26 protein-coding genes and 1 riboswitch are annotated in these 26,275 nt (G+C 35.8%); of the genes, 25 read left to right on the top strand and 1 reads right to left on the bottom strand.

All coding sequences use genetic code 11. The annotated features are described in order from the left end of the window. Positions 1-24: 24 nt before the first annotated feature. The 24 genes from JC2156_RS05060 to JC2156_RS04945 all read left to right on the top strand — a co-directional run bounded on the left by JC2156_RS05060 (position 25) and on the right by JC2156_RS04945 (position 24,950). The gene (locus tag JC2156_RS05060; RefSeq protein WP_013989195.1) at positions 25-1,029 is read left to right on the top strand and encodes a rod shape-determining protein; all 1,005 of its coding nucleotides are present in this window, start codon (positions 25-27) and stop codon (positions 1,027-1,029) included. 54 nt (positions 1,030-1,083) lie between these two features. After that, on the top strand, positions 1,084-1,932 hold the full coding sequence (gene mreC, locus JC2156_RS05055) for a rod shape-determining protein MreC (RefSeq protein ID WP_006845647.1): 849 nt from the start codon (positions 1,084-1,086) through the stop codon (positions 1,930-1,932). Between the two features lie 90 nt (positions 1,933-2,022). Next, positions 2,023-2,862, top strand: a complete 840-nt coding sequence (locus JC2156_RS05050; RefSeq protein ID WP_006845646.1) for a sulfite exporter TauE/SafE family protein — start codon at positions 2,023-2,025, stop codon at positions 2,860-2,862. Beyond that, positions 2,862-3,221: a DUF1634 domain-containing protein gene (locus JC2156_RS05045; RefSeq protein ID WP_006845645.1), complete on the top strand. Its 360-nt coding sequence runs from the start codon at positions 2,862-2,864 to the stop codon at positions 3,219-3,221. Before JC2156_RS05050 ends, JC2156_RS05045 begins: the two co-directional genes overlap by 1 nt. Before the next feature lie 59 nt (positions 3,222-3,280). Beyond that, positions 3,281-3,449: riboswitch (Lysine riboswitch) on the top strand. 128 nt (positions 3,450-3,577) lie between these two features. Further along, positions 3,578-5,053: an amino acid permease gene (locus JC2156_RS05040; protein ID WP_006845644.1), complete on the top strand. Its 1,476-nt coding sequence runs from the start codon at positions 3,578-3,580 to the stop codon at positions 5,051-5,053. A gap of 249 nt (positions 5,054-5,302) precedes the next feature. Beyond that, positions 5,303-6,259, top strand: a complete 957-nt coding sequence (prmA, locus tag JC2156_RS05035; protein ID WP_006845643.1) for a 50S ribosomal protein L11 methyltransferase — start codon at positions 5,303-5,305, stop codon at positions 6,257-6,259. Position 6,260: 1 nt separating this feature from the next. Then, positions 6,261-7,022, top strand: coding sequence for an RsmE family RNA methyltransferase (locus JC2156_RS05030; RefSeq protein WP_006845642.1), 762 nt, complete (start codon positions 6,261-6,263; stop codon positions 7,020-7,022). Between the two features lie 12 nt (positions 7,023-7,034). Continuing rightward, positions 7,035-7,421 carry a hypothetical protein gene (locus JC2156_RS05025; RefSeq protein ID WP_006845641.1) on the top strand — a complete coding sequence of 129 codons (387 nt, stop codon included), beginning with the start codon at positions 7,035-7,037 and terminating at the stop codon, positions 7,419-7,421. A gap of 301 nt (positions 7,422-7,722) precedes the next feature. Beyond that, positions 7,723-8,163: a division/cell wall cluster transcriptional repressor MraZ gene (gene mraZ / locus JC2156_RS05020; RefSeq protein ID WP_006845640.1), complete on the top strand. Its 441-nt coding sequence runs from the start codon at positions 7,723-7,725 to the stop codon at positions 8,161-8,163. A gap of 23 nt (positions 8,164-8,186) precedes the next feature. Further along, positions 8,187-9,131, top strand: a complete 945-nt coding sequence (gene rsmH, locus JC2156_RS05015) for a 16S rRNA (cytosine(1402)-N(4))-methyltransferase RsmH (RefSeq protein WP_006845639.1) — start codon at positions 8,187-8,189, stop codon at positions 9,129-9,131. 24 nt (positions 9,132-9,155) lie between these two features. Next, positions 9,156-9,515, top strand: coding sequence for a hypothetical protein (locus tag JC2156_RS05010; RefSeq protein WP_006845638.1), 360 nt, complete (start codon positions 9,156-9,158; stop codon positions 9,513-9,515). A gap of 16 nt (positions 9,516-9,531) precedes the next feature. Next, positions 9,532-11,661 carry a penicillin-binding protein gene (locus tag JC2156_RS05005; RefSeq protein WP_006845637.1) on the top strand — a complete coding sequence of 710 codons (2,130 nt, stop codon included), beginning with the start codon at positions 9,532-9,534 and terminating at the stop codon, positions 11,659-11,661. A gap of 48 nt (positions 11,662-11,709) precedes the next feature. Continuing rightward, positions 11,710-12,699 carry a phospho-N-acetylmuramoyl-pentapeptide-transferase gene (gene mraY, locus JC2156_RS05000; protein ID WP_006845636.1) on the top strand — a complete coding sequence of 330 codons (990 nt, stop codon included), beginning with the start codon at positions 11,710-11,712 and terminating at the stop codon, positions 12,697-12,699. A gap of 45 nt (positions 12,700-12,744) precedes the next feature. Next, entirely contained in the window at positions 12,745-14,097 is a 1,353-nt protein-coding gene (gene murD / locus JC2156_RS04995; protein ID WP_006845635.1) for a UDP-N-acetylmuramoyl-L-alanine--D-glutamate ligase, read from the top strand. After that, entirely contained in the window at positions 14,097-15,191 is a 1,095-nt protein-coding gene (gene murG, locus JC2156_RS04990; RefSeq protein WP_006845634.1) for an undecaprenyldiphospho-muramoylpentapeptide beta-N-acetylglucosaminyltransferase, read from the top strand. The genes murD and murG overlap by 1 nt, the downstream gene beginning before the upstream one ends. 27 nt (positions 15,192-15,218) lie before the next feature. Then, on the top strand, positions 15,219-16,076 hold the full coding sequence (locus tag JC2156_RS04985; RefSeq protein WP_006845633.1) for a cell division protein FtsQ/DivIB: 858 nt from the start codon (positions 15,219-15,221) through the stop codon (positions 16,074-16,076). 140 nt (positions 16,077-16,216) lie between these two features. After that, entirely contained in the window at positions 16,217-17,566 is a 1,350-nt protein-coding gene (gene ftsA, locus JC2156_RS04980; protein ID WP_006845632.1) for a cell division protein FtsA, read from the top strand. 30 nt (positions 17,567-17,596) lie between these two features. After that, a complete protein-coding gene (gene ftsZ / locus JC2156_RS04975) occupies positions 17,597-18,844 on the top strand; it encodes a cell division protein FtsZ (protein ID WP_006845631.1) in 1,248 nt (415 codons plus the stop codon). 13 nt (positions 18,845-18,857) lie between these two features. Next, entirely contained in the window at positions 18,858-19,346 is a 489-nt protein-coding gene (locus tag JC2156_RS04970) for a cell division protein SepF (protein ID WP_006845630.1), read from the top strand. A gap of 12 nt (positions 19,347-19,358) precedes the next feature. Then, positions 19,359-19,622 (top strand): YggT family protein, encoded by a 264-nt coding sequence (locus JC2156_RS04965; RefSeq protein ID WP_006845629.1) that lies wholly within the window; start codon positions 19,359-19,361, stop codon positions 19,620-19,622. Between the two features lie 24 nt (positions 19,623-19,646). Next, positions 19,647-20,438 carry a YlmH family RNA-binding protein gene (locus JC2156_RS04960; RefSeq protein ID WP_006845628.1) on the top strand — a complete coding sequence of 264 codons (792 nt, stop codon included), beginning with the start codon at positions 19,647-19,649 and terminating at the stop codon, positions 20,436-20,438. A 15-nt stretch (positions 20,439-20,453) separates the two neighbouring features. Continuing rightward, complete coding sequence (locus JC2156_RS04955; RefSeq protein WP_006845627.1) at positions 20,454-21,254, top strand: DivIVA domain-containing protein; 801 nt, start codon at positions 20,454-20,456, stop codon at positions 21,252-21,254. A gap of 254 nt (positions 21,255-21,508) precedes the next feature. Beyond that, a complete protein-coding gene (gene ileS, locus JC2156_RS04950) occupies positions 21,509-24,304 on the top strand; it encodes an isoleucine--tRNA ligase (protein WP_006845626.1) in 2,796 nt (931 codons plus the stop codon). 196 nt (positions 24,305-24,500) lie between these two features. Beyond that, positions 24,501-24,950: a MarR family winged helix-turn-helix transcriptional regulator gene (locus JC2156_RS04945; protein ID WP_006845625.1), complete on the top strand. Its 450-nt coding sequence runs from the start codon at positions 24,501-24,503 to the stop codon at positions 24,948-24,950. Positions 24,951-25,038: 88 nt separating this feature from the next. Here the strand turns inward: JC2156_RS04945 and JC2156_RS04940 are convergent, their stop codons facing one another. Beyond that, positions 25,039-25,728, bottom strand: coding sequence for a class Ib ribonucleoside-diphosphate reductase assembly flavoprotein NrdI (locus JC2156_RS04940; RefSeq protein ID WP_006845624.1), 690 nt, complete (start codon positions 25,726-25,728; stop codon positions 25,039-25,041). 280 nt (positions 25,729-26,008) lie between these two features. Here JC2156_RS04940 and nrdH point away from each other — a divergent pair, with 280 nt between their 5' ends. Beyond that, the gene (gene nrdH, locus JC2156_RS04935; RefSeq protein WP_006845623.1) at positions 26,009-26,242 is read left to right on the top strand and encodes a glutaredoxin-like protein NrdH; all 234 of its coding nucleotides are present in this window, start codon (positions 26,009-26,011) and stop codon (positions 26,240-26,242) included. Positions 26,243-26,275: the final 33 nt, after the last annotated feature.

Here is a 26,275-nt window from a genome sequence, read left to right as displayed (position 1 = left end):
TATAGAGAAAAGTGGGTGATTGTTGTGTTTTCATTTGGAACTCGAAATGTAGGAATCGATTTAGGAACTGTTAATACACTTGTCTACATTGAGGGGAAGGGTATTGTACTTCGAGAACCCACCGTTGTAGCAAGAAATAAGAAAACAAATAAGGTTGTTGCTGTGGGGTCTGCTGCCAAAGATATGCTTGGACGTACTCCTGGATCAATTAATGCTATTCGTCCAATGCGCGATGGTGTAATTGCTGATTACGACACCACGGTAGAAATGCTCAAACATTATTTAGGAACTGCATTATCGGGTTATGGTTCAAAACCTTATGTTACTGTAGGAGTTCCTTCAGGTGTAACGGCAGTTGAAAAACGAGCTGTGATTGATGCTGCTCGGGTAGCTGGTGCCAGAGATGCTTATGTAATTGAGGAACCATTTGCTGCTGCTGTAGGTGCTGGATTGCCTGTATCAGAGCCAACTGGTTCAATGGTCGTTGATATGGGTGGTGGAACAACTGATGTTGCGACGATCTCACTTGGGGGGATTGTTTCATCTCGTTCGATTCGTTTAGCGGGTGATCGGTTAGATGAATCAATTGCATCATATATTCGCCAAAAGTACTCAGTTTTGATTGGGGAACAGACAGCAGAACGCTTAAAGATGGAAATCGGATCAGCTGATATTGAATCTGCAAAAGAAATGCCATCAAGTAGTGCTCGGGGACGTGATTTAGTGACTGGTTTGCCTAAAACAATCGAAATTACGGCCGTGGATGTGGCTACATCTATACGTGATGTGATCGCAGAAATTATTATTGCGATTAAAGAAACCCTAGAAGAAACTTCACCTGAAATTGCAGCCGATATTATTGATCATGGAATTGTACTGACTGGGGGGGGCGCTTTGTTAAAAAATATTGATGAAGTGATCTCAGAACAGACTAAAGTGCCGGTGTTTATTGCGAATGATCCATTGGAAGCTGTGGCGATCGGTACTGGAGAAGCGTTGAAGTCAATTGATGCAATGAAAAACAATTAATCCTGGAGGGGCCGGATTCGCTTAAGAAAGTGGAACTGAAAAAAGGGTATTGTAATGAAAAAAATATTTACGGCACGACGATTAGTAATTGGGGTTATTATTACAATTTTGACTCTAGGTGTTTTGACATTTAGTTCGTATTCATTGCGTTCTGATAAAGGACCATCAATGCCAAATCGAATGTTAAACGATGTTACTAGTTGGATTTCCAATACGGTGTCCATTCCAGTTGGTGGTGTACAACATGGTTTTAACAGTATTGATAATCTAATTAGTACCTATCAAGAAAATAAACAAATGAGTGCGAAGGTGGACGAATTAGCACAAGCTAAAGTTCAACTACAAGTTATGCGCTCAGAAAATAAAGCGTTAAAAGATCAACTTAAATTAACAGATACATTAACAGACTATTCCTTAGTGAATGCCTCGGTTATTTCACGTTCACCTGTAAATTGGCAAACTCAACTGGTGATTGATCAGGGTTCAAATGCTGGAATTAAGAAGAATATGCCAGTCATGGGGTCAGGTGGTTTGGTTGGTCGAATTTCACAGGTTTCAAATACCAGTTCAAAGGTTGAATTGTTGTCAGATAATAGTCAAACCGCAAATCGATTTGCGATTCGTATTGCAACTGACAAGGGACAAATGGTTGATGGACTAATTACTGGATTTAATCAGACTAAGAATAAAATTTTAATGGAATATGTTACTTCAGATGTTGAAATCAAACCTGGAGATAAAGTTACTACATCAGGATTAGGCGGAGTTACTCCAGCAGGATTATTTGTTGGAACAGTTAGCTCAGTTGAAGCGAATGATTATGGTTTGTCAAAGAAAATCTATATCAAACCTTCAATGAATTTCAATAATATTCCAGTTGTTTCTGTTGCTATTCAGAAGTAACTACATACTTGATCATTGAAATTAATTACAAGAGGTTTGGAATTGTTCCAAATCTCTTGTTTTTTCGAGTAAAGAAAATGAGGATTAAAAATGCTTACACAAGCAATGATAATGTTATTAGTTGGTGTTATTGCAGGCTTAATAGGTTCCATTTTAGGATTAGGTGGGGGTATTTTAATAACGCCGGCGTTAACCTTAATGGGTGTTGATATTAAATATGCAATTGCAGCATCAATTATTGCGGTTATCGCAACTTCTTCTGGTTCATCCATTGCATTTTTAAAAGATGATGTTTTAAACCTTAGAGTTGCCATGTTTTTAGAAATATTTACTACTGTTGGAGCATTAATCGGGGCTTTATTAACCGGTTATTTTAACGGAGTAGTTCTATATTTCTTATTTGGAGCTTTATTGATATTTCAAGCTTGGAATATGTGGAAGAAATTACGGGCAAAAAATTATGAAAAAATTGAGGTTAATCATGATGATTTAGCTGAAAAACTACAATTAAATGGATCATATTATGATAAAAACACTAAAAAATATGTAAGTTATTCTTTGAAGAATGTTCCAGGGGGAGCAGCCGTTATGTTTGGAGCTGGTATTGCATCTGGCTTGCTTGGAATTGGCTCAGGTGCTTTCAAAGTTATGGCGATGGATGGCGTAATGAAAATGCCACTTAAGCCTTCAACGTCAACTTCTAATCTAATGATGGGAGTTACTGCAGCGGCCTCGGCTGTGATTTATTTTTTCAGTGGGATGATTCAGCCAGTAATTGCAGTACCAATTGCTTTAGGAATTATCGTAGGGTCTTCCATTGGAGCTCGATTAATGCAACATTTACCAGCTAAGTTAATTCGCCAAATTTTTATACCATTTGTGTTATTGATGGCGTTACAGTTAATTTTGAAGGGGTTGGGGATAGGCTAATGAAAGATGAAATGAGTCGATTGGAATTAATTATCGGTAAAATATTGCGTGTTGGAATAGCAATTTCTATCGGGTTAATGCTATTTGGTTGCTTGCTCTTAGTCTTTAGGAATAATAAAGAGATTATTCCATACTATTCATATCTTGAATTAAATAAAATTTTAAGTGGAATTTTAGTGCTACAGCCCAATGCATGGCTTATGGGTGGACTGTTTGTCCTAATTCTAACACCAGTGATACGAGTTTTAACCTCTGTGTTTGCTTTTATGAAGGTTAAAGATTGGACTTACATGTGGATTACATCATTAGTTTTGCTGATATTGATTGTTGCGATGATTTTTGGAATTAGTCAAAAGTAATAATTATTTAATAATTGACATATATTATATAGCAAAGTATAATTTGCTATTATAAACGAATAAAGATTAGAGGTCGCAATTGACATCATTATTTAGCGGAGCTGGTAGGCTTAGAGACTAAAGAAAGGGGATATTGCCGAAATGGAAAATAGACATATTTTTCATTGGTCTAGGTGTTAATAGCAACTAGATTGTCGTAATGATACATTACGGAGCGCTTATCGATGATTCCTATCGAATTGACTTTAAATAAGTCTGCGAAACGTTATGTAACACTCTTACATAGTATTTCGTAGGCTTTTTATTTGTTTAAATATACTATATTGTGTTATGAAGAAAAGGATAGGAGACTTTTTATGTCAGATAATGGTGATAGTCCGCAAAAGCTTAAGCGAACCATGAAAACACGACATTTGTCGATGATTTCATTAGGAGGAACATTAGGAACAGGCTTATTTGTTACTTCTGGAGCTACAATTTCGCAAGCCGGCCCTCTAGGAGCGTTAACTGCATATGGGGTTATGGGAATTATGGTTTTCTTCCTAATGACTTCTTTGGGTGAGATGGCAACTAACAATCCAGTTTCGGGATCATTTTCGGTTTATGCCGATCAGTATGTTGAACCGGCCCTTGGATTTGCTATGGGGTGGAATTATTGGTTTAATTGGGCCATCACAGTTGCAGTTGAAGCAGCTACTGTGGGTGTGGTAATGGGCTTTTGGTTACCTAATGTTCCATCTTGGATTTGGTCAGCATTAGTATTAGTTTTAATTACATCAATCAATTTACTTTCGGCTAAAGCATATGGTGAAACAGAATTTTGGATGTCGATGGTCAAGGTGATTGCAGTTATTGCTTTCTTGATTATTGGAGCCTTAATGATATTTGGAGCTTTCACTTATCAGCCAGATGTAGCTCATAATTTGAGTGCTGGTGGTAAACATGGATTTGTAGGCGGAATTAATGGGATTTTAGCTGTCTTTATGGTTGCAGGATTCTCATTTCAAGGAACTGAATTAATTGGAATTACAGCTGGTGAATCAGAAAACCCAACTAAGTCTATTCCAAAGGCGATTCGACAAGTATTTTGGCGAATCTTGATATTTTATATTTTAGCTATCTTTATCATTGGGGCCATCATTTATTACAAAGATCCAAATTTATTACGGTCATCAGAAAGTAATATTGCGATGTCACCCTTTACCTTGGTATTTAAACGTGCTGGATTTGCTGCAGCTGCTTCGATTATGAATGCTGTGATCTTGACGGCCGTTATTTCAGCTGCTAATTCTGGCCTATATGCATCATCAAGAATGTTATGGTCAATGGGTGAAACTAAGTTAGCACCGAAAATTTTTAGTAAAGTTAATAGTAAAACAGGAATACCAGTACCAGCAGTTTTGGCAACAGTCTTTATAGGTTTATTGACATTTTTAACTGCCATTTTGGGGCCAAATATTTATTATTACTTGGTAGCTGCTTCTGGATTATCTGGTTTTATCGCTTGGATGGGAATCGCTATTTCACATTATCGTTTCCGTCGAGCCCTACACCGTCAAAACCATTCAGTTCATGAATTGAAATATCATGCTAAATGGTTCCCGATCGGTCCATTGCTAGCATTGTTCTTGAGTATTGTTGTCGTAGTCGGACAAGATTTAAGTGCCTTTCATGGAAAAATTTCCGAGTGGAACTGGGAAGGTATTATTACCACCTATATGGCAATTCCTTTATTTTTGCTTTTATATTTTGGATATAAGATTAAAAATAAATCTAAACTAAGAAAATTAGAAGAAATTGATTTAGGAGCTGTTGGTGAAGCTAAAAAATAGGCTTAATGTTTGAAATATTATTATAAATAAAATAAGGAATTATTTTCCTTAGATGGGCCTTGAATGTCAATTTGACATTCGGGCTTTTATTTTTAAATAAAATATTATTTTAAATTGATAGAAAATAAAATGGTTTAAAAGTTAAGTAAAATATTAAAGGATAATTTTATCTTTAAAATTCAGAATGTATTAAATAGAATGATATGATATTCTTAATATTATTAAATTAAATTAAGTGAGGAAAATAAGATGAGCTGGCACACAATTGAAGTGGAGACTCAAACTGAAGCAGTTGATGCAGTTAGTAATATTTTAATGGAAGCAGGGGCTGAAGGTGTTCAAATTGAAGATTCTGCTGACGTTGATCACTTTGAACCAAATGATGCAACTGTTTTTATAGATTGGGATGATGTAAAACATCGTGAAAATGGAGCATTAGTCATTGGCTTCTTTGCATTTGGACTTCATCTGCCTGAAATAACACTTGAAATTACTAACAAAGTGCAACAACTAAATGAATTTGGATTAGATGCTGCACCAGGAACTGTTACGTCAATTGTAGTGTTGGATCAGGATTGGGAAACAGAATGGCAAAAGTATTATCATCCAGTTCGTGTAACTCGGCAATTAACAATCGTTCCTAAATGGGAAGAATATACACCCCAAGATCAAATGGAGAAATTAATTGTTTTAGATCCTGGTTTGGCTTTTGGAACGGGGACACATCCAACTACTAAATTGATGCTGCAAGCTTTAGAAATGGTAGTTCGGGGAAACGAACGCGTTTTGGATGTCGGGACGGGATCTGGGGTTTTGAGTATTGCGGCTAAACAATTGGGCGTGGGAGATATTTTAGCCACTGATATTGATGAAGTGGCGGTTCGATCAGCTCAGACTAATTTAGATTTAAATCCGATCGCAAAAGATGTATCTGTTATAGCTAGTGATTTATTAAAAAGTGTTCCAAAAACGGAAAAATATAATTTGGTAGTAGCAAATATGTTAACAGAGGTTTTGCTACCGTTAATTCCAGAAGTGGAGGGATATTTGCAACCAGGTGGTGATTTCTTATTATCAGGTATCTATTTTGATAAGATTGAGGTTATAAAAACTAATTTGGTTAATGCAAATTATGCTATTGATGAGGTTATGCAGATTGGTGATTGGTACGGAGTAATTGCACATTTGAAAATTGCAGGAGAATAATATGCAACGTTATTTTTTAGATGAAATACCTGAAAATGATTTAGTTAAATTACCAGATGACATAAAACATCATTTGATGAAAGTCTTGCGTGGTAAAATTGGTACAAAGGCTGAGTTTGTTTTTAATGATCAGCAAACCATTCGGGTGGGTGAGGTGATTTCAATTGATGATATGGAAACAATTGTTAAGTTGGGACCAGTTCTAGAGCAAACTGTAGAATTGCCTGTGGAAGTAACGTTGATTCTAGGATTAACAAAGGGTGATAAACCTGATGATGTCATAAAAAAAGCGACGGAATTAGGAGCACATCATTTTATTTTAGTAGAAACGGACTGGTCGGTAGCACATTGGGGAAGCAAAGCTCCGCGTAAAATCGAACGTTTAAATAAAATTGCTCAAGGGGCAGCTGAACAGAGTCATCGTTTAAGAATACCAACGGTTCAGTATTGTGAAAAAATCGAACAGCTTGATTTACCAGATCAAATGGTTAAAGTGGTAGCTTGGGAAGAAAGTGCCAAATCCGGTGAAAAAAGTCAATTAGTTCAATCGATTGAAGATGCAGAGGTAGCCAAATCAATTGGCTTTATGATAGGACCTGAAGGTGGCCTTTCAGTGCAAGAATTAGGTAGGATAGAGGACTTAGGGTTCAAAAAAGCTAGTTTAGGTGCGCGTATTTTACGAGCAGAAACAGCACCTTTGTATGCCATGAGTGTATTGAGCTTTGCATTAGAATTAGATCATTCGCAAATTAAAATTAAATAAGGAGGGGCTATTATGCGCGAATTTAAAAAGATTGCTGACTGGAAATTTTGGATTTTAATGCCAGTTTTTGGATTGTTAATCCCATTTGCTATTAAAGAATTAACAGGTAATTTAAAAATTTTGGGAGTAATTATTAGCTTATTTATTATTAATATTATTTTTAGTGTCTTTGTGGGTATTTATCTACGTCGTCATGGATCATTTTGGTATTTATTAATTGTTTGGCCACTTATTTTTTGTCTAGGCGTTGTTTTAAATCTATTTCCAGATGCATATGGATACTATTTTGGAATTGTATATTTTATTATTGAACTTTATGCATACACGATGGGACAAGAATCTGAAGTTGATATTGATGACCAAATCCCAATTGATGGGGGAATTAAAGAAGTTAAATAGATGAAAATTAATTATAACAAGATCTGATTCTAAGAAAGAATTAGGTCTTTTTTTGATAAAACGTATAAAAATTAATTGAATATAAATATTCTTAAACGTTTTTTAACATTTGAGCTTAACCGAATTATACGCATAGGAATAGGCTTTTAAAAAAAAATTGCAAAAACTATTCCACTGAATGGTGAATGGCGGTGGTTTAGAGTGGTATTAAGTGGTGTAAAGTGGTAAATTATACATATTGAAAAGCAATTAATAAATTTAAAAATATGCTCTAATTCAAGTGTAAAGAAGGGATAGTTAAATGTTTATGGGAACATACCAACATACGTTGGATTCTAAAAATCGTTTAATTATTCCGGCTAAATTCCGAAATCAATTAGGAAGTGGTTTTGTTATTACCAAAGGGAATGAACATTCTTTACATGCATATAGTCAGGCTGGATGGGAGACCTACCAGAGTAAGTTGAATCAATTACCATCAAATAACGCAAAAGTGCGTCAATTTAAGCGAATTATTTTAGCTGGGGCAACAGAGGTTGAATTTGATAAGCAAGGCCGAATTGTTTTACCTAATAATTTAAAAGAACACGCCTTGTTACAAAAAAGCATCACCATTATTGGTTATGGAGATGATGAATTTGAAATTTGGGATACTGAACGTTTTGAGCAATACAATGCTGATGTTACGGATAACTTTGATGACATTTCAAATGAGCTAGCTGAATTAGGCTTTGATATTTAACTGAATGGATGAAGGGAAATAGTATGACGGAATTTAAACATATCACGGTCCTTTTAGACGAGGCAATTGAAAATCTGGCAGTTCAGCCAACAGGTACCTATGTTGATGCAACTTTAGGCGGAGGTGGACATTCTAAGCTTTTAGCCAGTGAGTTAACGACTGGAAAATTATGGTCATTTGATCAAGATCAAACGGCAATTGATTATAATCAAGAACATTTAAAAAATGAAATTGAAACAAATAAAGTTTCTTTAATTCAAAATAATTTTAGAAATCTAATGACAGCTTTAAATGAGGTTGGTGTACAAAGCATTGATGGAATTGTTTATGATTTGGGTGTCTCATCGCCTCAATTTGATGATGGTCAACGTGGGTTTTCGTACAATTATGATGCACCGTTAGATATGCGAATGAATCAGAAGCAAACTTTGAATGCTCGAACAGTAGTTAATGAATGGTCTTTCAATGATTTGATGCGAATTCTATCACGTTATGGTGAAGAAAAATTTGCTAAAAGAATTGCCCGTGCTATTGAACGGGCTCGTATGGAACAACCAATAGAAACCACGTTTGAATTGGTTGATATTATTAAGTCAGCAATTCCTATGGGAGCTCGGCGAACAGGTGGTCATCCTGCCAAAAAATCATTTCAAGCAATTCGAATTGCCGTAAACGATGAATTAGGGGCAGTTGAAGAATCACTCCAACAAGCATTAGATATGTTAAACGTTAATGGCCGGATTGCAGTGATTACTTTTCATAGTTTAGAAGATCGTTTGGTTAAAACGATGTTTAAAGAAAAAACACAGTTGCCAGATTTACCATCGGGACTACCAGTAATACCAGATGAGATGCAGCCCGATTTTAAATTAGTCAATCGCAAGCCAATTTATGCTAATGAACATGAATTAGAAGAAAACCGTCGAGCACATTCGGCTAAATTAAGAATAATTGAAAGAATTCGCTAAATCGGGTATGAAAGGAATGAGACTATGGCCCAAAATGCGCAACAATGGCAACCGCAACAACCAAATCCAAAGCAACGGCCAAAGAAAATGCCAGCACAACGGGTTCGATATGCTAAAACGCCTTGGCGTAATGAAATAAAACATATTATTTGTGCGATTCTCATTACGATGTGTTTTGGAGTAGCCAGCGTCTGGATTTCTAACCGAGCTACGATTCTAAATGAGGTTGCTCAAGCTAACTCTACGCAACTAGACAATGTTAGAAATAAAAATAATGATACTAAGGAACAAATTAGTAATTTAACGACACAACAACGACTCAATGAAGTCGCACAGAAGGCGGGAATGTCGTTAGAGAATAGTAATATTAAGAATGTTAAATAACAACAGAGGAAAACGGATGTTAAATAAAGGAAACATGAAGCGATCACATGGCGCAATTATTTTTATGCTGTGTATTCTGACAGGAGTGATTTTCTATATTGGCTCCCGTTTTTTTAGTGTTGCCGTAACTCACTCAGTTGATCACGTTAATTTGGAGCAACGAGCCCAAAATCTTTATGAAAATCAAGACCAAGAATCGGTTAAACGAGGACAAATTTATGATTCAATTGGAAATGTGTTAGCCGAAAATTCTTCAGTTTACACGGCTATTATTGTCTTACAAAAAGATCAGCCTAAATATTTAAAAAATAGCCAAGTTAACACTGTTTCAAAAGAGCTTGCGCAAGAATTAGGCGGCGATGCTTCATATTATAAAAAAATAATCAAAAATGGAATTAAACATCATTATTTTCAAGTTCAGTTTGGAAGTAATGGGGTTAATATTTCTCAAGAAAAATATCGTACTATTAAGAAAAAAAATATTCCTGGATTGATTTTTGAAGCCCATCCGGCACGTCTTTATCCAAATGGACAATTTGCTTCAGATTTAATTGGTGAAGCCAGTTCGTCTGGTTCAAATAAGATTAAAGGGGTTTCGGGAATAGAAGGTTCGTGGAACAAACAATTAACAGAACAGTCTGGGGTTAGTGCTAATAATATTAAAAATGGTAATCTTAGTCAAAAAACTAAAAATGTGGAAGCTAAAAATGGTTATGACATATACACAACTCTGAATACTAAACTTCAGTCGACTCTTGAAGATAAAATGAATGCATTGCAAGCCGATATGCAACCAAAACAGGCGTTTGCAGCGATAGTTGATACTAAAACGGGTGATATTGTTGCTGAGACGCAACGACCGACCTATAACGCGACGACTAAATCTGGCTTTGGTAATTTTTGGTCAAATTTGTTAGTACAGGAACCTTATGAACCAGGATCTGTCTTAAAGGGAATTACTTTAGCTTCAGCGATTGATACAAACAATTGGAATGGGGATAATACTTATTCTTCTGGGAAAATTCAAGTTGATGACAAGGTTGTTAAGGATTGGAACAACGGTGATGGTTGGGGAAGAATTTCATATACTGACGGAATTGCACTTTCATCGAATGTGGCAATGGTTTTAACTGAGCAAAAAATGGGTTCTAAAACTTGGGGTAAGTACTTGGATCGTTTCCAATTCTTAAAACCTACTGACATGGGGTTTAGCTCCGAAACATCAGGATCAATGAATTTTCGCTATCCAATTGAACAGGCGAATACTGCATTTGGTCAAGGAATTAAAGTAACGCCGGCTCAGATGATTCAAGCCTATTCAGCAATTGCTGGGAATGGTGAGGAAATTAAGCCCAATATTATTTCTAAGATTGTTGATCCTAACACACAAAAAGTTATCTATAGCGCAAAACGAACAAAAGTGGCTAAGCCAATTAAAGAGTCAACGGCTAAAGCAACTCGAAAAGAATTAGAAAATGTTATTTATAACCCTAAGGGATTAGGTGCAATGTACGCAATTCCGAATGTTAAAACGACTGGTAAGTCTGGAACGGCTCAAATTTCAACATCAGCTGGATATACTCAACCTGGTGATAATACTAACGAAATACATTCTTGGATGGGAATGGCTCCATCTGATAATCCACGCTACATGATGTATATTGTTGTTAAAGAACCACAATCTAATACCGATAATATTTCCAAGGATATGTCGAATGTATTCGTTTCAACGATGGAACAAGCTTTGCAAATGAACACTTCAGATAAAAAAGCAGTGATCAGTGATAAGCAGCAGACGAAAATTCCAGCTGTTAAAAATGAGTCAATGAAAAAAGCTAAATCTGAAATTGAAGCTAACCATTTAAAACCTGAAGTGATTGGTGATGGTAAAGTTGTTAAAAATCAGTACCCATTAGGTGGAGGGAAAACCTTGTTGAATCAACGGGTATTTATTGTATCTGGAGGAAACGTTAAAGTCCCTAATATGCAAGGTTGGTCTAAAAAAGATGTTAAAAATTGGGGACGATTAGTGGATATTAAAATCAATTCAAGTGGTGAAGGCTTCTTAGTAGAACAGTCGGTTTTGCCCGATACTAGAATTGCTGACGGAATCCATGAAATTACTGTTAAATTTAAAACCCCGTGATTAAAGAATGTTAAAATTAATAATAATAATTTTGGAGGAGTATGAATAATGATCGAAAAGTGGTTACCTGAGCTTTTAATTGCCTTTTTAGTTTCCCTAGGAGGAACTTATCTATTAAAGAATTGGTTTAATAAAATAAAGTTTCAACAATTAGTGATTCGAAATTCTGAAAAAGGTCCTGATCATCAAGCTAAGGCAGGAACACCCACAATGGGTGGAGCAGGTTTTATTTTGACGATTACAATTTTATTTGTCATTAAGCAAATTTTCTTTGGATCAATGAACCCTACTAGTTGGGCAATTTTGTTAGCAATTTTATTGTATGCCTTAGTTGGTGGTTTTGATGATAGTGTAAAAATATTTGAAAAACGGGATGAAGGTTTTCGATTTTTGCCAAAATTGTTTGCTGAGATCTTAGCAGCGTTAGTTGCTTTTTCACTTTTGTTATTGGGTAACTTTGATTTTGTCCTACACCTAGGTTTTGTTAATATTCAAAATGTGGTTATTTTTGGATTGTTTACGATTATTTGGTTGGTCGGATGGTCTAATTCAGTTAATTTTTCTGATGGATTAGATGGTTTGGCAACTGGATTAACAGTGATTGCTTATGGTGCTTACTTAATTGTGGCTTTAAAACAAGGAAATTATGACGTTGTGGCATTAAATGCCTTAGTAATTGGAGCTTTGTTAGGCTTCTTCGTTTGGAATCAAAATCCTGCTAAAATTTTCATGGGGGATACTGGATCTTTGGCCTTGGGGGCTGGTTTAGCAATGAATTCTTTAGTTTTAAATATTGAATGGTCATTGCTGATTATTGGATTAGTATTTATGCTAGAAACTTTATCTGTTATGATCCAAGTTGGAACTTATCATTTCTTCAAAAAGCGGGTCTTTTTGATGGCACCGATTCATCACGCCTTTGAAAAAGGTGGTTGGCGAATGGATCCTAAGCATCCTTGGAATGAATGGCAAGTTGACACATTATTTTGGGCAGTTGGTCTTCTAGCAGCAATTTTATATCTTGTGATTTGGTTATAAAGAATAAAAATGTAATTTTAATAGTAAGAAAAGGGGCGTTGATTGATGACTAAGCAAGTATTAATAATTGGATTTGCACGTTCAGGTGCTGCAGCAGCGAAATTATTAAACCGTGAAGGGGCAAATGTACTTGTTTCAGATCCAAATTTGGATTTGGAAGATTCGCATATTCAACAATTAAGAACTCAGGGAATAAAATTCACTCAGCAACAAGGAGTGGAATTGTTGGATAAAATTGATTTAATTATTAAAAATCCAGGAATTCCTCATACGATTCCGATTTTACAAGCAGCCCAAGAACGTGGTATTAAGACTGAAGTTGAAGTAGCAGAAGCTCAAAAATATATCAAAGGTAATTGGATAGCTATCACAGGCTCAAATGGTAAAACGACTACGACAGAGATGATTGCCGCCGTGATGCGAGCAATGCCAAATGCTAAGGGTCACACCTTGGTTGCAGGAAATATTGGGACCCCTGTGAGTGAAGTGACACCAGATTCATCAAAAGACGATGTCATTGTTACTGAATTGTCGAGTTTTCAACTGACTGATACCCCAAATATACATCCGCATTTTGCCGTTATTACCAATATATTTTCGTCTCATTTGGACTGGCATAAAACACGTGAATCATATGTATCAGCGAAAAGAAAGATTACAAGCAACCAAACAAATGATGATTATTTGATTATTAATTGGGATAATGATGAATGGCAGACGCTTGCACGGACTAGTCATGCTCAAATTATTCCATTTTCTCGGAACAATCTAACGCAAACAGGTTCGTATTTGAAAGATGGTTGGCTTTATTTTAAAGATGAACAAATTATGGCTGCTGATCAGATAGGCGTTCCAGGTGATCATAATATAGAAAACGCACTGGCCGCGATAGCGATAGGTCGTTTAAATCAAGTTCCAGCCTCGATTATTGCTAAAGTGTTACATGAGTTTAGTGGAGTTAAGCATCGTTTGCAATTTGTTAGTGAATATAAGAATCGTAAAATTTATAATGATTCCAAGGCTACTGATATTGAAGCCACACAAAAAGCCCTCTCTGGATTTACTCAACCGGTTATATTATTAGCTGGTGGATTAGATCGAGGAGACGATCTATCACGGCTATTGCCAGATATAAAAGAGCACGTTAAAGCAATGGTGACATTTGGTCAAACAGGTTCGAAACTAACAAAGTTGGCGTCTGAATTAGACATTCCGGTGGTTGAAACTGAGAGCGTCAAAGATGCTTTTGTACCTGCTTTTGAGTTTAGTGATGAAGACGATATTATTTTATTTTCACCAGCAGCAGCTTCGTGGGATCAATTTGACAACTTTGAAATTCGCGGTGATATTTTCGTAGAATCGATGCAGGAATTCATTGCGCAAAAGGAGCAAAATTAATGAAAGTTGTATTTTCAGGCGGTGGAACAGGCGGACATATTTATCCAGCATTGGCGACCATTGATGAATGGTCGAAACAGGATTCATCCGTCGAATTTCTTTATATTGGTGGTGAACGGGGGTTGGAAAAAGAAATTGTTCCAGCAGCAGGTATCTCTTTTGAATCAGTTAAAATTCAAGGATTTGTGCGTAGTCTTTCATTGGATAATTTCAAAACCGTTTACTTGTTTTTAAAAGCTGTAACCAAAGCAAAAAAATTGCTAAAAGCCTTTCAACCGGATGTTGTTGTGGGGACAGGTGGATATGTAGCCGGACCAGTCCTTTACGCAGCTCAGTTATTAAAAATTCCGACAGTGATTCATGAACAAAATTCAGTTATTGGAGTTACAAATAAATTTTTAAAACGCAAGGTGAGCAAAGTTGGAATCGCATTTCCAGCGGCAGAACAATTCTTTGATACAGCTACATTAGTTGGTAATCCACGAGCGCAGCAGGTGGTGACTGGTAGTTTGAATTCTAAATTTAATTTTGATGAACTTAATTTATCAAATGATTTACCAACTGTTTTAGTTTTCGGTGGTTCACAAGGAGCACCAAAAATAAATCAAGCTATGGTCGAAGCATTACCAGCATTTAATGAGCAAGATTACCAAATTATTTTTGCTACGGGTAAGAATAGATTTCAACAAGTTCAAGATCAAATCATGTCTGAAAAACTAACAGTAAAGCATAATATTAAAATTGTTCCGTATATTGCAAACATGCAAGATCTTATGCCTCGTGTTGATTTGGTTATCGGGCGATCAGGAGCAACAAGCTTGGCGGAACAAACAGCATTAGGTAAACCAATGATTCTAATTCCTAGTCCGTATGTTACAAATGATCATCAAACGAAAAATGCGCAAAGTATGGTTGATGCTGGTGCAGCGTTGATGATTCGTGAAAATGAATTGACAGGCGGGACGTTAGTTAATAAAGTTAATCAATTAATGTTAAATAAGGATCAACGAAAAATAATGGCTCAGCATGCTAAAGAATTGGGTGTAACAGATTCTGCTGATCAATTTATTACTCTAATTAAGTCAGCTATCTAAATATCAAAAAGGAGGGGAGGAGCACTTATGAATGAAAAAAATAAAAATGATGAATCGAAGCATCAAGAAGATAAATTACAAGATCAAAAAATGTGGAATAGGATCAATAAGTTTTTTTCGAGAAGTATAGGACAATCAGCTAAACGTGCTCCGAAACCTAAGGCTATTTCAAAATCACAATCATTTCGAATATTAAATCGATTTAATGCGATGGAACGAAATAGCATACATATGATCGTGATACTATCAATTATTTCGTTGCTTTTAATCTTGTTATTATCACCTTTGATGCGTTTTCAAAAGGTGGAAATCACGGGTAATCATGACTTAACTAAGGCAGAAGTTTTAGCAGCAAGTGGTATTAATAAAAAAATACCAGCCTGGCAACTTCTCAGTGAACAGCATTATTTTATACAGCGTGCAGAAAAAAATTCACAAATTAAAAAAGTTAAAATTAGTTATTTGAACATGCAAGTTGCTCAAATTAAAATTGAAGAGAATTCCAAGGTGGGGTTAGTCACCAAAAAAGATAAGAATTATTATATTTTAGCTGATGGTAAATTTATCCCTGCTCAATCCGTAGGCGAAAAACCACAACGGCTCCCTAATTATGAGAAATTTCCAAATGACAAAACAATAAAAAGAGTTGCGATGCAATTTAATGGTATCTCTAAGGCATTGCAAAATAGTGTTTCAGAAGTAATCTGGAGCCCAGATCATGAAGATGATGAGAAAGTTATTTTGATCATGGATGATGGTAATAAGGTTTTAATTAAAGCGTCTGATATTAAAAATAAATTAAAATACTATCCAGGTATGGTTGCCCAGATCGATAAAAATGGAACATTTAATTTCCAAGTGGGAACTTATTTTCAGCAATATTAAATGAAAACGCATCATTTGTTTTGAAAAAACATGAATGATGCGTATAATTAATAGGATTTATCCAGTTATGTATGGTATTATTTTAAGTATAAAACTGAAAATAATATAATAAAAAAATAGACGGTAGAGGAGGATCGGCAATGGCTAATCACGGCGTTATTGTTGGTCTTGATGTAGGAACTAGTACAGTTAAGGTTTTAGTTTCTGATGTTAGAGATCAACAAGTGAATGTGATTGCGGTCGGGAGGTCAATTTCCCACGGCGTAAAACGAGGAGTTGTTGTTGATATAGACGCTACGGCGCAGGATATCAAAGCAGCTTTATCGCAAGTTAAAAAACAGACAAATCAAGAATTTACTGAAGTTATTGCAAGTATCCCCGCCAATTCAATTCAAATGAGGTTGGTGCGTGGAACAGTAACAACACAAGATTCACAACATATTTCTTACCAAGATGTAGTAGCTGCAACAAAAGCTGCCGTTAATATCCCATTGGAACATGATCAAACTGTATTAGATTTAACGGCTCAAGAATTCACTGTTGATGATTTAGGTGGGGTTCTTGATCCAAATGATATGGTTGGAACGCATTTAACATTGAGTGCCACGGCCTATATTGGTCCACGTCTATTGGTTTCTAACTTACGCTCGGCAATTCAAAAGGCTGGTCTAAATCTTCGAGATTTGGTTTTGGCCCCCTTGGCTGCAAGCCAGACCATTGCAACAGATGCCGAACAAGAATTTGGCACAATTTTGCTGGATCTGGGTGCAGGTCAAACGACTGCCACAATCGTGCAAAATCATCAAATTAAATTCATTTCAACCTATGGGGCTGGTGGATTTAATATTACTAATGATATCAGTCAGGTCTTGAATATCAGTAATCAAGATGCGGAACAACTTAAACTAGATGCTGGAGTGTCGGCACCACAATATGCTAATGAGGCACATTTACTAACTGTTGAACCAGTTGGTAAAAAGCCGATTCGAATTTCTGAATTAGAATTAAGTGAAATTATCGGTGCTCGGATGCAACAAATTGTAACTAAGTTAGGTGAACGTTTAGATACTATTTCGGCCTTTCAATTACCTGGTGGTATGATCGTGTCAGGAGGGAGTTCTTCCTTGCGATACACCCAAGATATTTTACAAGCAGCATATGGGATTAATGCAAAATTATTTATGCCTCATGAAATTGGTTTGCAGAATCCGGCATACGTTGGGGCTTGGGCTTTAGTGAATTATGCAGCACAACAAAATAAAGTTGCTTTAATTGTAAAACAGGCGATGCTAGGGTTACCATTTACAGTTGAGCCTACAAATGATGAATCTAAGAAATATGAAAAAAATGTTGTTCGAGTTCCAAATGAACAGATTATAGAAGAAGAACAACTGATTCAACCAAGTATTCCAAATAACTCAATAAACAATGATAGTAAACCTGGTATTATGGATAGAATAAAAAATTGGTTTAGTGAGTTGTTTAATTAAAGAATTAATTTATGAAAGAGGATTATCCGAATGGAAATGCAAATCGAAAATCAACCGGTAGGAGCAGCAATTAAAGTAATTGGTGTTGGTGGTGGTGGTGGAAACGCAATCGCTCAGATGGTCGCCAGTGGTGTTAGTGGTGTGCAATTTATTGTTGCCAATACCGACGCTCAAGCCCTCGCTAGTTCACCAGCGGAAATTAAAATCCAAATTGGATCAAAAGAGACTAAAGGATTAGGTGCTGGTGCTCGACCAGAAGTTGGAGCCGATGCGGCATCTGAATCTGAAGCTGAAATTGCAGAAGCTTTAAACGGTGCTGATATGGTCTTCGTTACTGCTGGAATGGGAGGTGGTACAGGAACTGGGGCTGCCCCTATTATTGCCCGTATTGCTAAAGAAGCAGGTGCTTTGACTGTTGGGGTTGTAACCCGACCATTTAGTTTTGAAGGCCCTAAGCGTGGAACAGCAGCAGCAGAAGGACTTGCCAATCTAAAGAAAAATGTTGATTCATTAATCGTTGTTTCAAATAACAACCTTCTTCAAGTTTTGGATCGAAATACTACAATGGTTGACGCCTTTAAAATGGCCGATTCTGTCCTCGTAAATGGAGTTAGTGGAATTTCACAATTGATCACGAATCCAGGACTAATCAACGTCGACTTTGCTGACGTTAAAACGGTAATGGAGAATAAGGGAACTGCTGTCATGGGAATTGCTTCAGCTAGTGGAGAAAGTGCAGCAACCGATGCCACTAAGGCTGCCATTAAGTCACCCTTATTAGAGTCTAAGATCGATGGAGCAACAGACGTCTTGCTCTCTGTTAAGGGAAGCTACAGTATGCCATTGTTTGCGGCTCAGCAAGCAGCTGATGCAATTAAAGAGGCTGCTGGGGATGATGTCAATGTTATCTTTGGTACCACTTTGGATGAAGCTTTGGGTGAAGAAATTGTTGTGACGGTTGTTGCAACTGGAATCGATCGAGAAGCACAAACTAAGCCAGAATTAAATTTAAATCAAGCAAATACTAATAATACTGCAGCAGCGACAGATGGTAATTCTTCTATCAATAATAATGTCAAAACTAATGATCCTTTTGATGGATGGAATGCTTACGATACGAATCAAAATATGAATTCAAATCCAGCGGATGCAACAAAAATGACTGACCCTAATGCTGGGACTCAATCATTTGATACTTTTTCATCAAATGACACAGTAGATGACGAAGAAGTAGAACGTCCACCATTCTTTAACTGGAAAAACCGGGGTAACAACTAACGGAGAATAGGATATGAGCTTTATGCAAAAAGTTTCTAATTTTTTTAATTCTAATGAAGAAGACTATGAATATAATTCATCATCACAAGAGTATTATGATGAATCAAATAATAATGAAGAAGAGCCATCCACTAATACTGGAAATGCTAATACAGCTAATAATGCGGATTCACGACCAAAGCCTAAAGTGCAACGGCCAAATGTGTTAGCTATGGATGCACAATTAGGAGACACAGCTAAAATAGTGGTTTTTGAGCCACGAATTTATTCTGATGTTAAAGAAATTGTAAATGAGATTTTAAATGGTAATGCAGCATTGATCAATTTTAGTTCAATTGATAATTCTCAATCAATGAGGATAGTAGATTATTTAGCTGGAGCTGCACAATCTGTTGAAGGTAGTGTCCAAAGAATTGGAGAATCTATTTTCCTAGCGACACCACATAATTTTGAAATTTCAGGAACGATTTCACAAAATCTAGGAAACTCTTTTGAAAATTAAATAGGGGTATTTATGAATTTAATCTTTGCTTTATTACACTTTGCAATTTCTGGATTAGAATTATTAATTGTAATTACTGCTTTGATGTCATGGTTTCCAGGTGCCTTACAAAGTAAATTTGGTCAATGGGCTACATGGATGAGTGATTTAATTGTTGAACCAGTTCGAAAACTTTTACCTAGAACTGGTATGTTAGATTTTTCACCACTGATTGCAATTTTAATTTTAGAAGCAGCTGAATTCGGATTAAGAATGCTTAGCCAAATGTTTTATTAATTAAAAATGAAATGAGATGAGAAAATGGTTGATAAAATTAAACAACATTTTCGACCTTATGAATCAGAATTTATTGATTTTGCTGAAGGACTTTTACGACAAGCGCATGATGAATATCGACCTATCCTGACCGATTTTTTGAACCCTCGTCAACGTTATATTTTGGAAACGTTGATTAATGGTGATGATGAAATTAAAGTTAATTTTTGGGGCGGTTATGAAGACGCTGAAAGCCAACGTGGTTTATTAGTTCCTAGTTATTATGATTGGAATATTAATGATTTTGATTTGAAAGTTATACAAATTAATTATCCAATCAAATTTGCTGAATTACATCACAGTGATATTTTAGGGGCATTAATTAATTCTGGTTTACAGCGAAATAGAATTGGCGATATTATTACCGACGAACAGAAAAATTGGCAAATTATTGTCACTAATCCAATTGCACAATTTGTTCAACAATCACCTGATTTAGAGCGGATTGGACGGGTTAAAGTTCGATATTTAGAAGTAGATATCAGGGACGTATTACACCCCTTACAGGATTACTTACTAGAAGAAACGTTGGCAGCTTCGTTAAGGTTGGATATTATTGTCGCAAATGGGTATAATATATCTAGGTCCAAAGCAAAAGAGTTGATTGAACATGGTTCAGTTAAAATCAATTGGACCGTAATGGATCGCCCGGATGAGGTCGTAGCAATTAACGATTTGATTTCGGTCCGGCGCTATGGCCGATTAAAAATAACTGAAATAAATGGACAAACAAAAAAAGATAAATGGCGAATTAGCTTAAATGTTATCAAAAAATAGGAAGAGGTTAGAGATATGGCATTAACACCACAAGAAATTCATTCAAAAGATTTTACTAGTCGCGGTCGCGGATTCGATAAAGTTGAGGTTAATGACTTTTTGGATCAAATTGTAATTGATTTTGAAAATTTGATTAATGAGAATCAAACTTTGAAGACTAAGGTGGCTGATGCAGAAGCCAACGCCCAACAAGTAGAGGAAATGAAACAATCAGTTAATTCCTCAATCTTGATTGCGCAAGAAGCTGCCGAACGTTTGAAGAAGCAAACTGAGTCAGAGGTGGAAGCAACTCGTTCACAAGCCGAATCTCAAGCTCAAAAGACTGTTTTGGATGCTACTTCAAAGGCCAATGAAATTATTACTAAGGCCAATGGAGATGCAGATAAAATTAAGAATGATTCACAAGTTGAAATTGATCGTTTGAAAGCCGAGAAAGATGCTTTAACTCAAGAAATGTTATCATTTAAAAGTAAGTTGACAGGAATTCTTAAAAATCAAATTGATTTAGTGAATAATGATAATGGTTGGTCTGAAATTGAAGGCTTAACAGTTGGTTCAGCAGCGAATGAAAAATTAGTAGCCGCATCTTCAGCAGCTACTATGCCAACATCTTCAGCTGCGGTTAATCCAATGTCTTCAGCAGCTACTATGCCAATATCTTCAACAGCTGATTTAGATTTTGAGTCTGCTGTACAAGCAAAGTTAGCAGAATTTTCTGATGAAGCTAAAGCAACGTCTAAATCTGATGACGTTGATACTGTAGTTGTTCTACCTGAAAAAGATCAAAATCGGGATCAATTCTTGAATAAAGATTAATTTTAGTTTATTATAAATAGAGTTTTTTAACCAAACGGTATTAAGAGTACTTTTAAGCGATTTCGGGATGGTGTGAGCCGAAAAAGTTAAACTTAATACTTATCACTAAAAGACCAAATTAAAGATGATAATATTTTGAGGCCTTTTGGCGAACTCGGGTGGTACCACGTTAATAAACTAACGTCCCGCATTGATTATTAAGTTAATCAATGCGGACTTTTTATTTAAAAATACAAAATAGGAGTGCTAAATTAATGAAAATTAAAAATACATTGAATATCGGTAAAACTAAATTTCCGATGCGTGGTAATTTACCCGTCAATGAAGTACGACGTGAAAAGATTTGGGCAGAGAATAAAGTCTATGAAGCTCGTCAGAAATTAAACGAAGGAAAACCTACGTTTATTTTGCATGATGGACCTCCATACGCCAATGGAAATATTCATATTGGACATGCGATGAACAAAATTTCTAAGGATATTATTGTTCGTTACAAGTCAATGAACGGATTCCGTTCACCATTTATTCCTGGTTGGGATACACACGGTTTGCCAATTGAACAACAATTGACCAAGATGGGAAAAGATCGTAAAGCAGTTGGACCAGTAATTTGGCGTAAAATGGCCGATGAATTTGCTCACAAGCAAGTTAAAAAGCAAATGAATGACTTTAAGCGCTTGGGAATTGCTGCCGATTGGGACCACCCATATCTTACCTTAATGCCTGAATTTGAAGCAGCTCAATTGCGAGTCTTTGGTGACATGGCTAAAAAAGGTTATATCTATAAAGGTAAAAAGCCAGTCTTTTGGTCATGGTCTTCTGAATCTGCTTTGGCTCTTTCAGAAATTGAGTATCATGATGTAACTTCACCAACTGCATATTATGCAGAACAAGTGAAGGACGGTAAGGGACTTCTAGATAATGATACTTACTTTGTGGTTTGGACGACAACTCCTTGGACCATTCCTGGTTCTCGTGGAATTTCATTGAATGCTGAATTTAAGTATTCACAAGTAAAGCCATCTGGATCAGATAAGAAGTATATCATTGCTACTGAATTGTTAGCTCATGATGCTGAAATATTTGGTTGGTCAGACTATGAAGTTTTGGCTGAATTTACTGGAAAAGATTTGGAATATATTACTGCACAACATCCATTCTATGATGATGTTGAGTTATTAGTAATGTTGGCAGACTTTGTTACTCTTGATGCAGGGACCGGATTAGTTCATACTGCGCCTGGATTTGGGGAAGATGATTTTTATGTTGGGCAAAAGTACAACCTAGAAATAGCAGTACCGGTAGACTATCAAGGTAAAATGACTGAAGAAGCTGGAGTTGACTTTGCAGGTGTCTTCTATGAGGATGCAAATGCAATCTCATTAAAGAAGTTATCTGATCAAGGGGTTCTCTTAAAGCAAGAAGATATTACGCATTCATATCCGTTTGATTGGCGAACTAAGAAACCAGTTATCTATCGAGCTGTGCCACAATGGTTTGCTTCAGTAGCTGATTTTAGAGATGATTTACTATCTGAATTGGATAATGTTACTTTCTCACCAGCTTGGGGTAAAAAACGCCTTTACAATATGTTGAAAGATCGTGGTGATTGGGTAATTTCACGACAACGTGTTTGGGGCGTGCCTCTTCCAATTTTCTATGCAGAAGATGGAACAGCAATCCTAGACCCAGATATTATTGAACATGTAGCCAAATTAGTGGAAGAGAATGGTTCAACTTATTGGTTTGAAAAAGAACCTAAGGAACTTTTGCCAGAAGGTTATACAAATGAACATTCACCAAATGGTCAATTTACTAAAGAAAATGACATTATGGATGTTTGGTTTGATTCAGGGACTTCTCATCAAGGTGTTTTGGCAACGCGAGATAATTTAGAGTTCCCAGCTGATCTTGTCTTGGAAGGTTCTGATCAATACCGTGGATGGTTTAACTCATCAATTATTACTTCGGTTGCAGCAACTGGTCATGCACCATACAAGAGCGTTCTTTCACAAGGATTCACTTTAGATGCTAATGGTGAAAAAATGTCTAAATCCATTGGAAATACGATTGAACCAAATGAGATTACTGATAGTATGGGAGCTGATATTATTCGTCTTTGGGTATCAACGGTTGATACATCTCAGGATGTCCGTGTTACCATGGATGGGTTTAAGCAAACTTCAGACAGTTATCGTAAGATTAGAAATACAATGCGATTCTTGCTAGCTAATACTAGTGACTTTGATTCTCAGAAAGATCAAGTCGCTTTTGCTGATATGACACCTGTTGATCAATATTTCTATGCGCGTTTTAATGATCTAGTTGCTGAATTGAAGTCTGCATATGATCGTTATGATTTCCAAGCCGTTAATAAATCATTAATGAACTTTATTAATGTTGATTTGTCAGCATTTTACTTGGACTTCAACAAGGATGTTTTGTATGTTGAAGCACCAAATGGTATTTTACGTCGCTCAGTGCAAACAGTTTTGTATAAAATCTTAGTGAGCTTAAATAAACTGATGCTACCAATTTTGCCTCATACAGCAGAAGAAATTTTTGAATATTTGCCTAATGAGACAGGTGAATTTGCTTATTTGACAGATATGCCTGAAGTGGAAGATTTGGATCATGATAGCGAATTGTTAACGCGTTGGACTAAGTTTATGGATATCCGATCAGCGGTCAATAAAGCCTTAGAAGTAGCTCGTAATAATGACTTGATTGGTAAGCCAGCTGAAGCCGCTGTAACTTTGTATCTACAACCAGAACAAAAAGAATTAATCGATAGTTTGGGTCAAGACATTCGAGTTCTTTTGTTGGTATCACAGTTGGAATTGAAGTCAATTGCAGATAAGCCAGACACCGTTGATCAATTTGATGATTACTTTGTTGAGGTGGAACATGCTGCTGGTGAAATGTCACCACGTGATCGAATGTATCACTTGGATCTTGGTCAAGATTCAGACTTCCCAATGCTGTCTAAACACGAAGCACAGATTGTTCGTGATAATTTCCCAGAGGCATTGGATGAAGGTTTAGAATAATTTAATAAATAATTCTATCATTTGATAAATTACTGAATAGAAGAGAAGCGATCGGAATTTTTTTACCCGGTCGCTTTTATCTTTACGATGATATTTGACAAAAAATAAATATCACGTTAAGATGAAGTGTCGAATATTTAGAAGTTCAAATTATCGGATGTTTCTAGATAATTTGATAGAAATAAGGATGGTGAAAATGGCGGATAAAATTTCTTTTGAAGATGTGAATACTTCACTTGTTGATGTTTTTAATAATGCAATGTGGATAGAAGAGGCCTCACTGCGTGACTCTGAGTTTAGTGATATTACACTAAAGGATATGCACATTATTGCGGCGATTGGTGGACAAGGTGAAGTGGCCGCATCAAAACTAGCTCATATTGTACATGTAACACCAAGTACAATGACTAGTTCGATTGATAAATTATTCCGCAAGGGTTATGTTGAACGTCAGCGTGATGATGTTGATCGACGTCTTGTTCTAATCGTTTTAACTGCCAAAGGACAAGCAGTTTGTCGTTCCCATGATGCTTTTCACCGGGGACTTACACATACGATGTTTAGTGACCTTGATAGTGAAGAATCAAATACAGTACAAAATGCTATTTTTAGATTACAAGACTATTTGAAAAATTTAGTTGATTAATTAAAAATATAAAAATACCCTTACCGTTGGAGTTTAACTTTCAATGGTAAGGGTATTTTTATTAATTATATAAAAAATTATATTGTTCTTAGATTGTTCGAGGTACCAACCAATAGTGTTGAATGGTTAAGGCTTTAACTTGAATAGAATACAGTTCCTCGGGTCTTTCTAATTCTATAGGGTCTAATGCCTGCGAAGACAAGTTAAAATTGCTTCCAGCAAAGATAGGGGAAACCAACTGTTGGTTTTCATCAATCATTATAAGTTCAGTCACAGCGTTAGAAATGCATTGATAGGCCTTTGTTGGTTTAAATTGAAGTGGTCGATTTGATATCTTTTGATCTAGCCTGGTCATAATATTATTAAAGATACGTTCAACATCTGTTGGAACACCACGTAATTCGAAGTTGTCAATTAAAGGAACACCAAATTTAATAGCATAACGTCGAGCAGTTAAAACATATTGCGCATTAAAATTTTTGTTGCCTGATCCAATGACGCCTAAAATATTTTTAGTATCAGGTAGATCTTCAAGAAATTCAAAGAGTGGAGTAGTGAGGATCTCTTTCACACCGCTATGAATGCCATTACCACCATCTAAATAGGTTGGGACAAAAACAAAACTTGGGTGATCTAAAGTGTTTAGTTGTGTGTTTGCAGAAATTTCAATAGCTTTAAATTGATAATTAATTTCGTTATGTTGTGAGAATTCAATTAAATTATCAATGAATTTTTTAGTATTTCCAGCAATTGAGGTATAGATTAAGTTGATAATCATTTGAGGCTCCTTGTTAAATATAATAGTATAAAGATACTCCATTTTTAAAAGTTAAACAACTCTTTTGCATAATAAATATAACATTGCGTTAGATTTAGTTTCTCAATAACGTTTGTTGTTAAATGGCTTTAAATAGCTAATTAAAGCGGTTTATTTTATCCTTAACACGAAAATGATTTAATTTCAATATTGCTTTATGTTATTTTCGTAGGTATACTAAAGCACATAAAGCATTCCGAAAAAGGTGCAAATAAAAGAAATAAATTGGAGGATTTTAACCATGTCAGTCACAGTTTATACAAAGAATAATTGTGTGCAATGTATGATGACTAAGAAAACATTAATACAGTACGGGATTGAATTTACTGAAAAAAATGTTGAGGATGATGCTGAAGCAATGAACTTTTTGAAAAGTGCAGGTTATCAAGCTGTCCCAGTTGTTTTTGCAGATCAACAAGAGCCCATTAAGGGATTCCGACCAGATTTATTAAAGAAATTACGTATGGCAATCTAAATTAAGATGCAATTAATACAAAATATTAATTGA

It is taken from the genome of Weissella koreensis KCTC 3621 (assembly GCF_000277645.1).
This window is presented reverse-complemented; position numbering and strand designations above follow the sequence as displayed.

Excerpts from the sequence above, each read along its gene's own strand:
- mreC (WP_006845647.1), top strand. The coding sequence starts at position 1,084 with ATGAAAAAAATATTTACGGCACGACGATTAGTAATTGGGGTTATTATT.
- JC2156_RS05050 (WP_006845646.1), top strand. The coding sequence starts at position 2,023 with ATGCTTACACAAGCAATGATAATGTTATTAGTTGGTGTTATTGCAGGC.
- JC2156_RS05045 (WP_006845645.1), top strand. The coding sequence starts at position 2,862 with ATGAAAGATGAAATGAGTCGATTGGAATTAATTATCGGTAAAATATTG.
- JC2156_RS05040 (WP_006845644.1), top strand. The coding sequence starts at position 3,578 with ATGTCAGATAATGGTGATAGTCCGCAAAAGCTTAAGCGAACCATGAAA.
- prmA (WP_006845643.1), top strand. The coding sequence starts at position 5,303 with ATGAGCTGGCACACAATTGAAGTGGAGACTCAAACTGAAGCAGTTGAT.
- JC2156_RS05030 (WP_006845642.1), top strand. The coding sequence starts at position 6,261 with ATGCAACGTTATTTTTTAGATGAAATACCTGAAAATGATTTAGTTAAA.
- JC2156_RS05025 (WP_006845641.1), top strand. The coding sequence starts at position 7,035 with ATGCGCGAATTTAAAAAGATTGCTGACTGGAAATTTTGGATTTTAATG.
- mraZ (WP_006845640.1), top strand. The coding sequence starts at position 7,723 with ATGTTTATGGGAACATACCAACATACGTTGGATTCTAAAAATCGTTTA.
- rsmH (WP_006845639.1), top strand. The coding sequence starts at position 8,187 with ATGACGGAATTTAAACATATCACGGTCCTTTTAGACGAGGCAATTGAA.
- JC2156_RS05010 (WP_006845638.1), top strand. The coding sequence starts at position 9,156 with ATGGCCCAAAATGCGCAACAATGGCAACCGCAACAACCAAATCCAAAG.
- JC2156_RS05005 (WP_006845637.1), top strand. The coding sequence starts at position 9,532 with ATGTTAAATAAAGGAAACATGAAGCGATCACATGGCGCAATTATTTTT.
- mraY (WP_006845636.1), top strand. The coding sequence starts at position 11,710 with ATGATCGAAAAGTGGTTACCTGAGCTTTTAATTGCCTTTTTAGTTTCC.
- murD (WP_006845635.1), top strand. The coding sequence starts at position 12,745 with ATGACTAAGCAAGTATTAATAATTGGATTTGCACGTTCAGGTGCTGCA.
- murG (WP_006845634.1), top strand. The coding sequence starts at position 14,097 with ATGAAAGTTGTATTTTCAGGCGGTGGAACAGGCGGACATATTTATCCA.
- JC2156_RS04985 (WP_006845633.1), top strand. The coding sequence starts at position 15,219 with ATGAATGAAAAAAATAAAAATGATGAATCGAAGCATCAAGAAGATAAA.
- ftsA (WP_006845632.1), top strand. The coding sequence starts at position 16,217 with ATGGCTAATCACGGCGTTATTGTTGGTCTTGATGTAGGAACTAGTACA.
- ftsZ (WP_006845631.1), top strand. The coding sequence starts at position 17,597 with ATGGAAATGCAAATCGAAAATCAACCGGTAGGAGCAGCAATTAAAGTA.
- JC2156_RS04970 (WP_006845630.1), top strand. The coding sequence starts at position 18,858 with ATGAGCTTTATGCAAAAAGTTTCTAATTTTTTTAATTCTAATGAAGAA.
- JC2156_RS04965 (WP_006845629.1), top strand. The coding sequence starts at position 19,359 with ATGAATTTAATCTTTGCTTTATTACACTTTGCAATTTCTGGATTAGAA.
- JC2156_RS04960 (WP_006845628.1), top strand. The coding sequence starts at position 19,647 with ATGGTTGATAAAATTAAACAACATTTTCGACCTTATGAATCAGAATTT.
- JC2156_RS04955 (WP_006845627.1), top strand. The coding sequence starts at position 20,454 with ATGGCATTAACACCACAAGAAATTCATTCAAAAGATTTTACTAGTCGC.
- ileS (WP_006845626.1), top strand. The coding sequence starts at position 21,509 with ATGAAAATTAAAAATACATTGAATATCGGTAAAACTAAATTTCCGATG.
- JC2156_RS04945 (WP_006845625.1), top strand. The coding sequence starts at position 24,501 with ATGGCGGATAAAATTTCTTTTGAAGATGTGAATACTTCACTTGTTGAT.
- JC2156_RS04940 (WP_006845624.1), bottom strand. The coding sequence starts at position 25,728 with ATGATTATCAACTTAATCTATACCTCAATTGCTGGAAATACTAAAAAA.
- nrdH (WP_006845623.1), top strand. The coding sequence starts at position 26,009 with ATGTCAGTCACAGTTTATACAAAGAATAATTGTGTGCAATGTATGATG.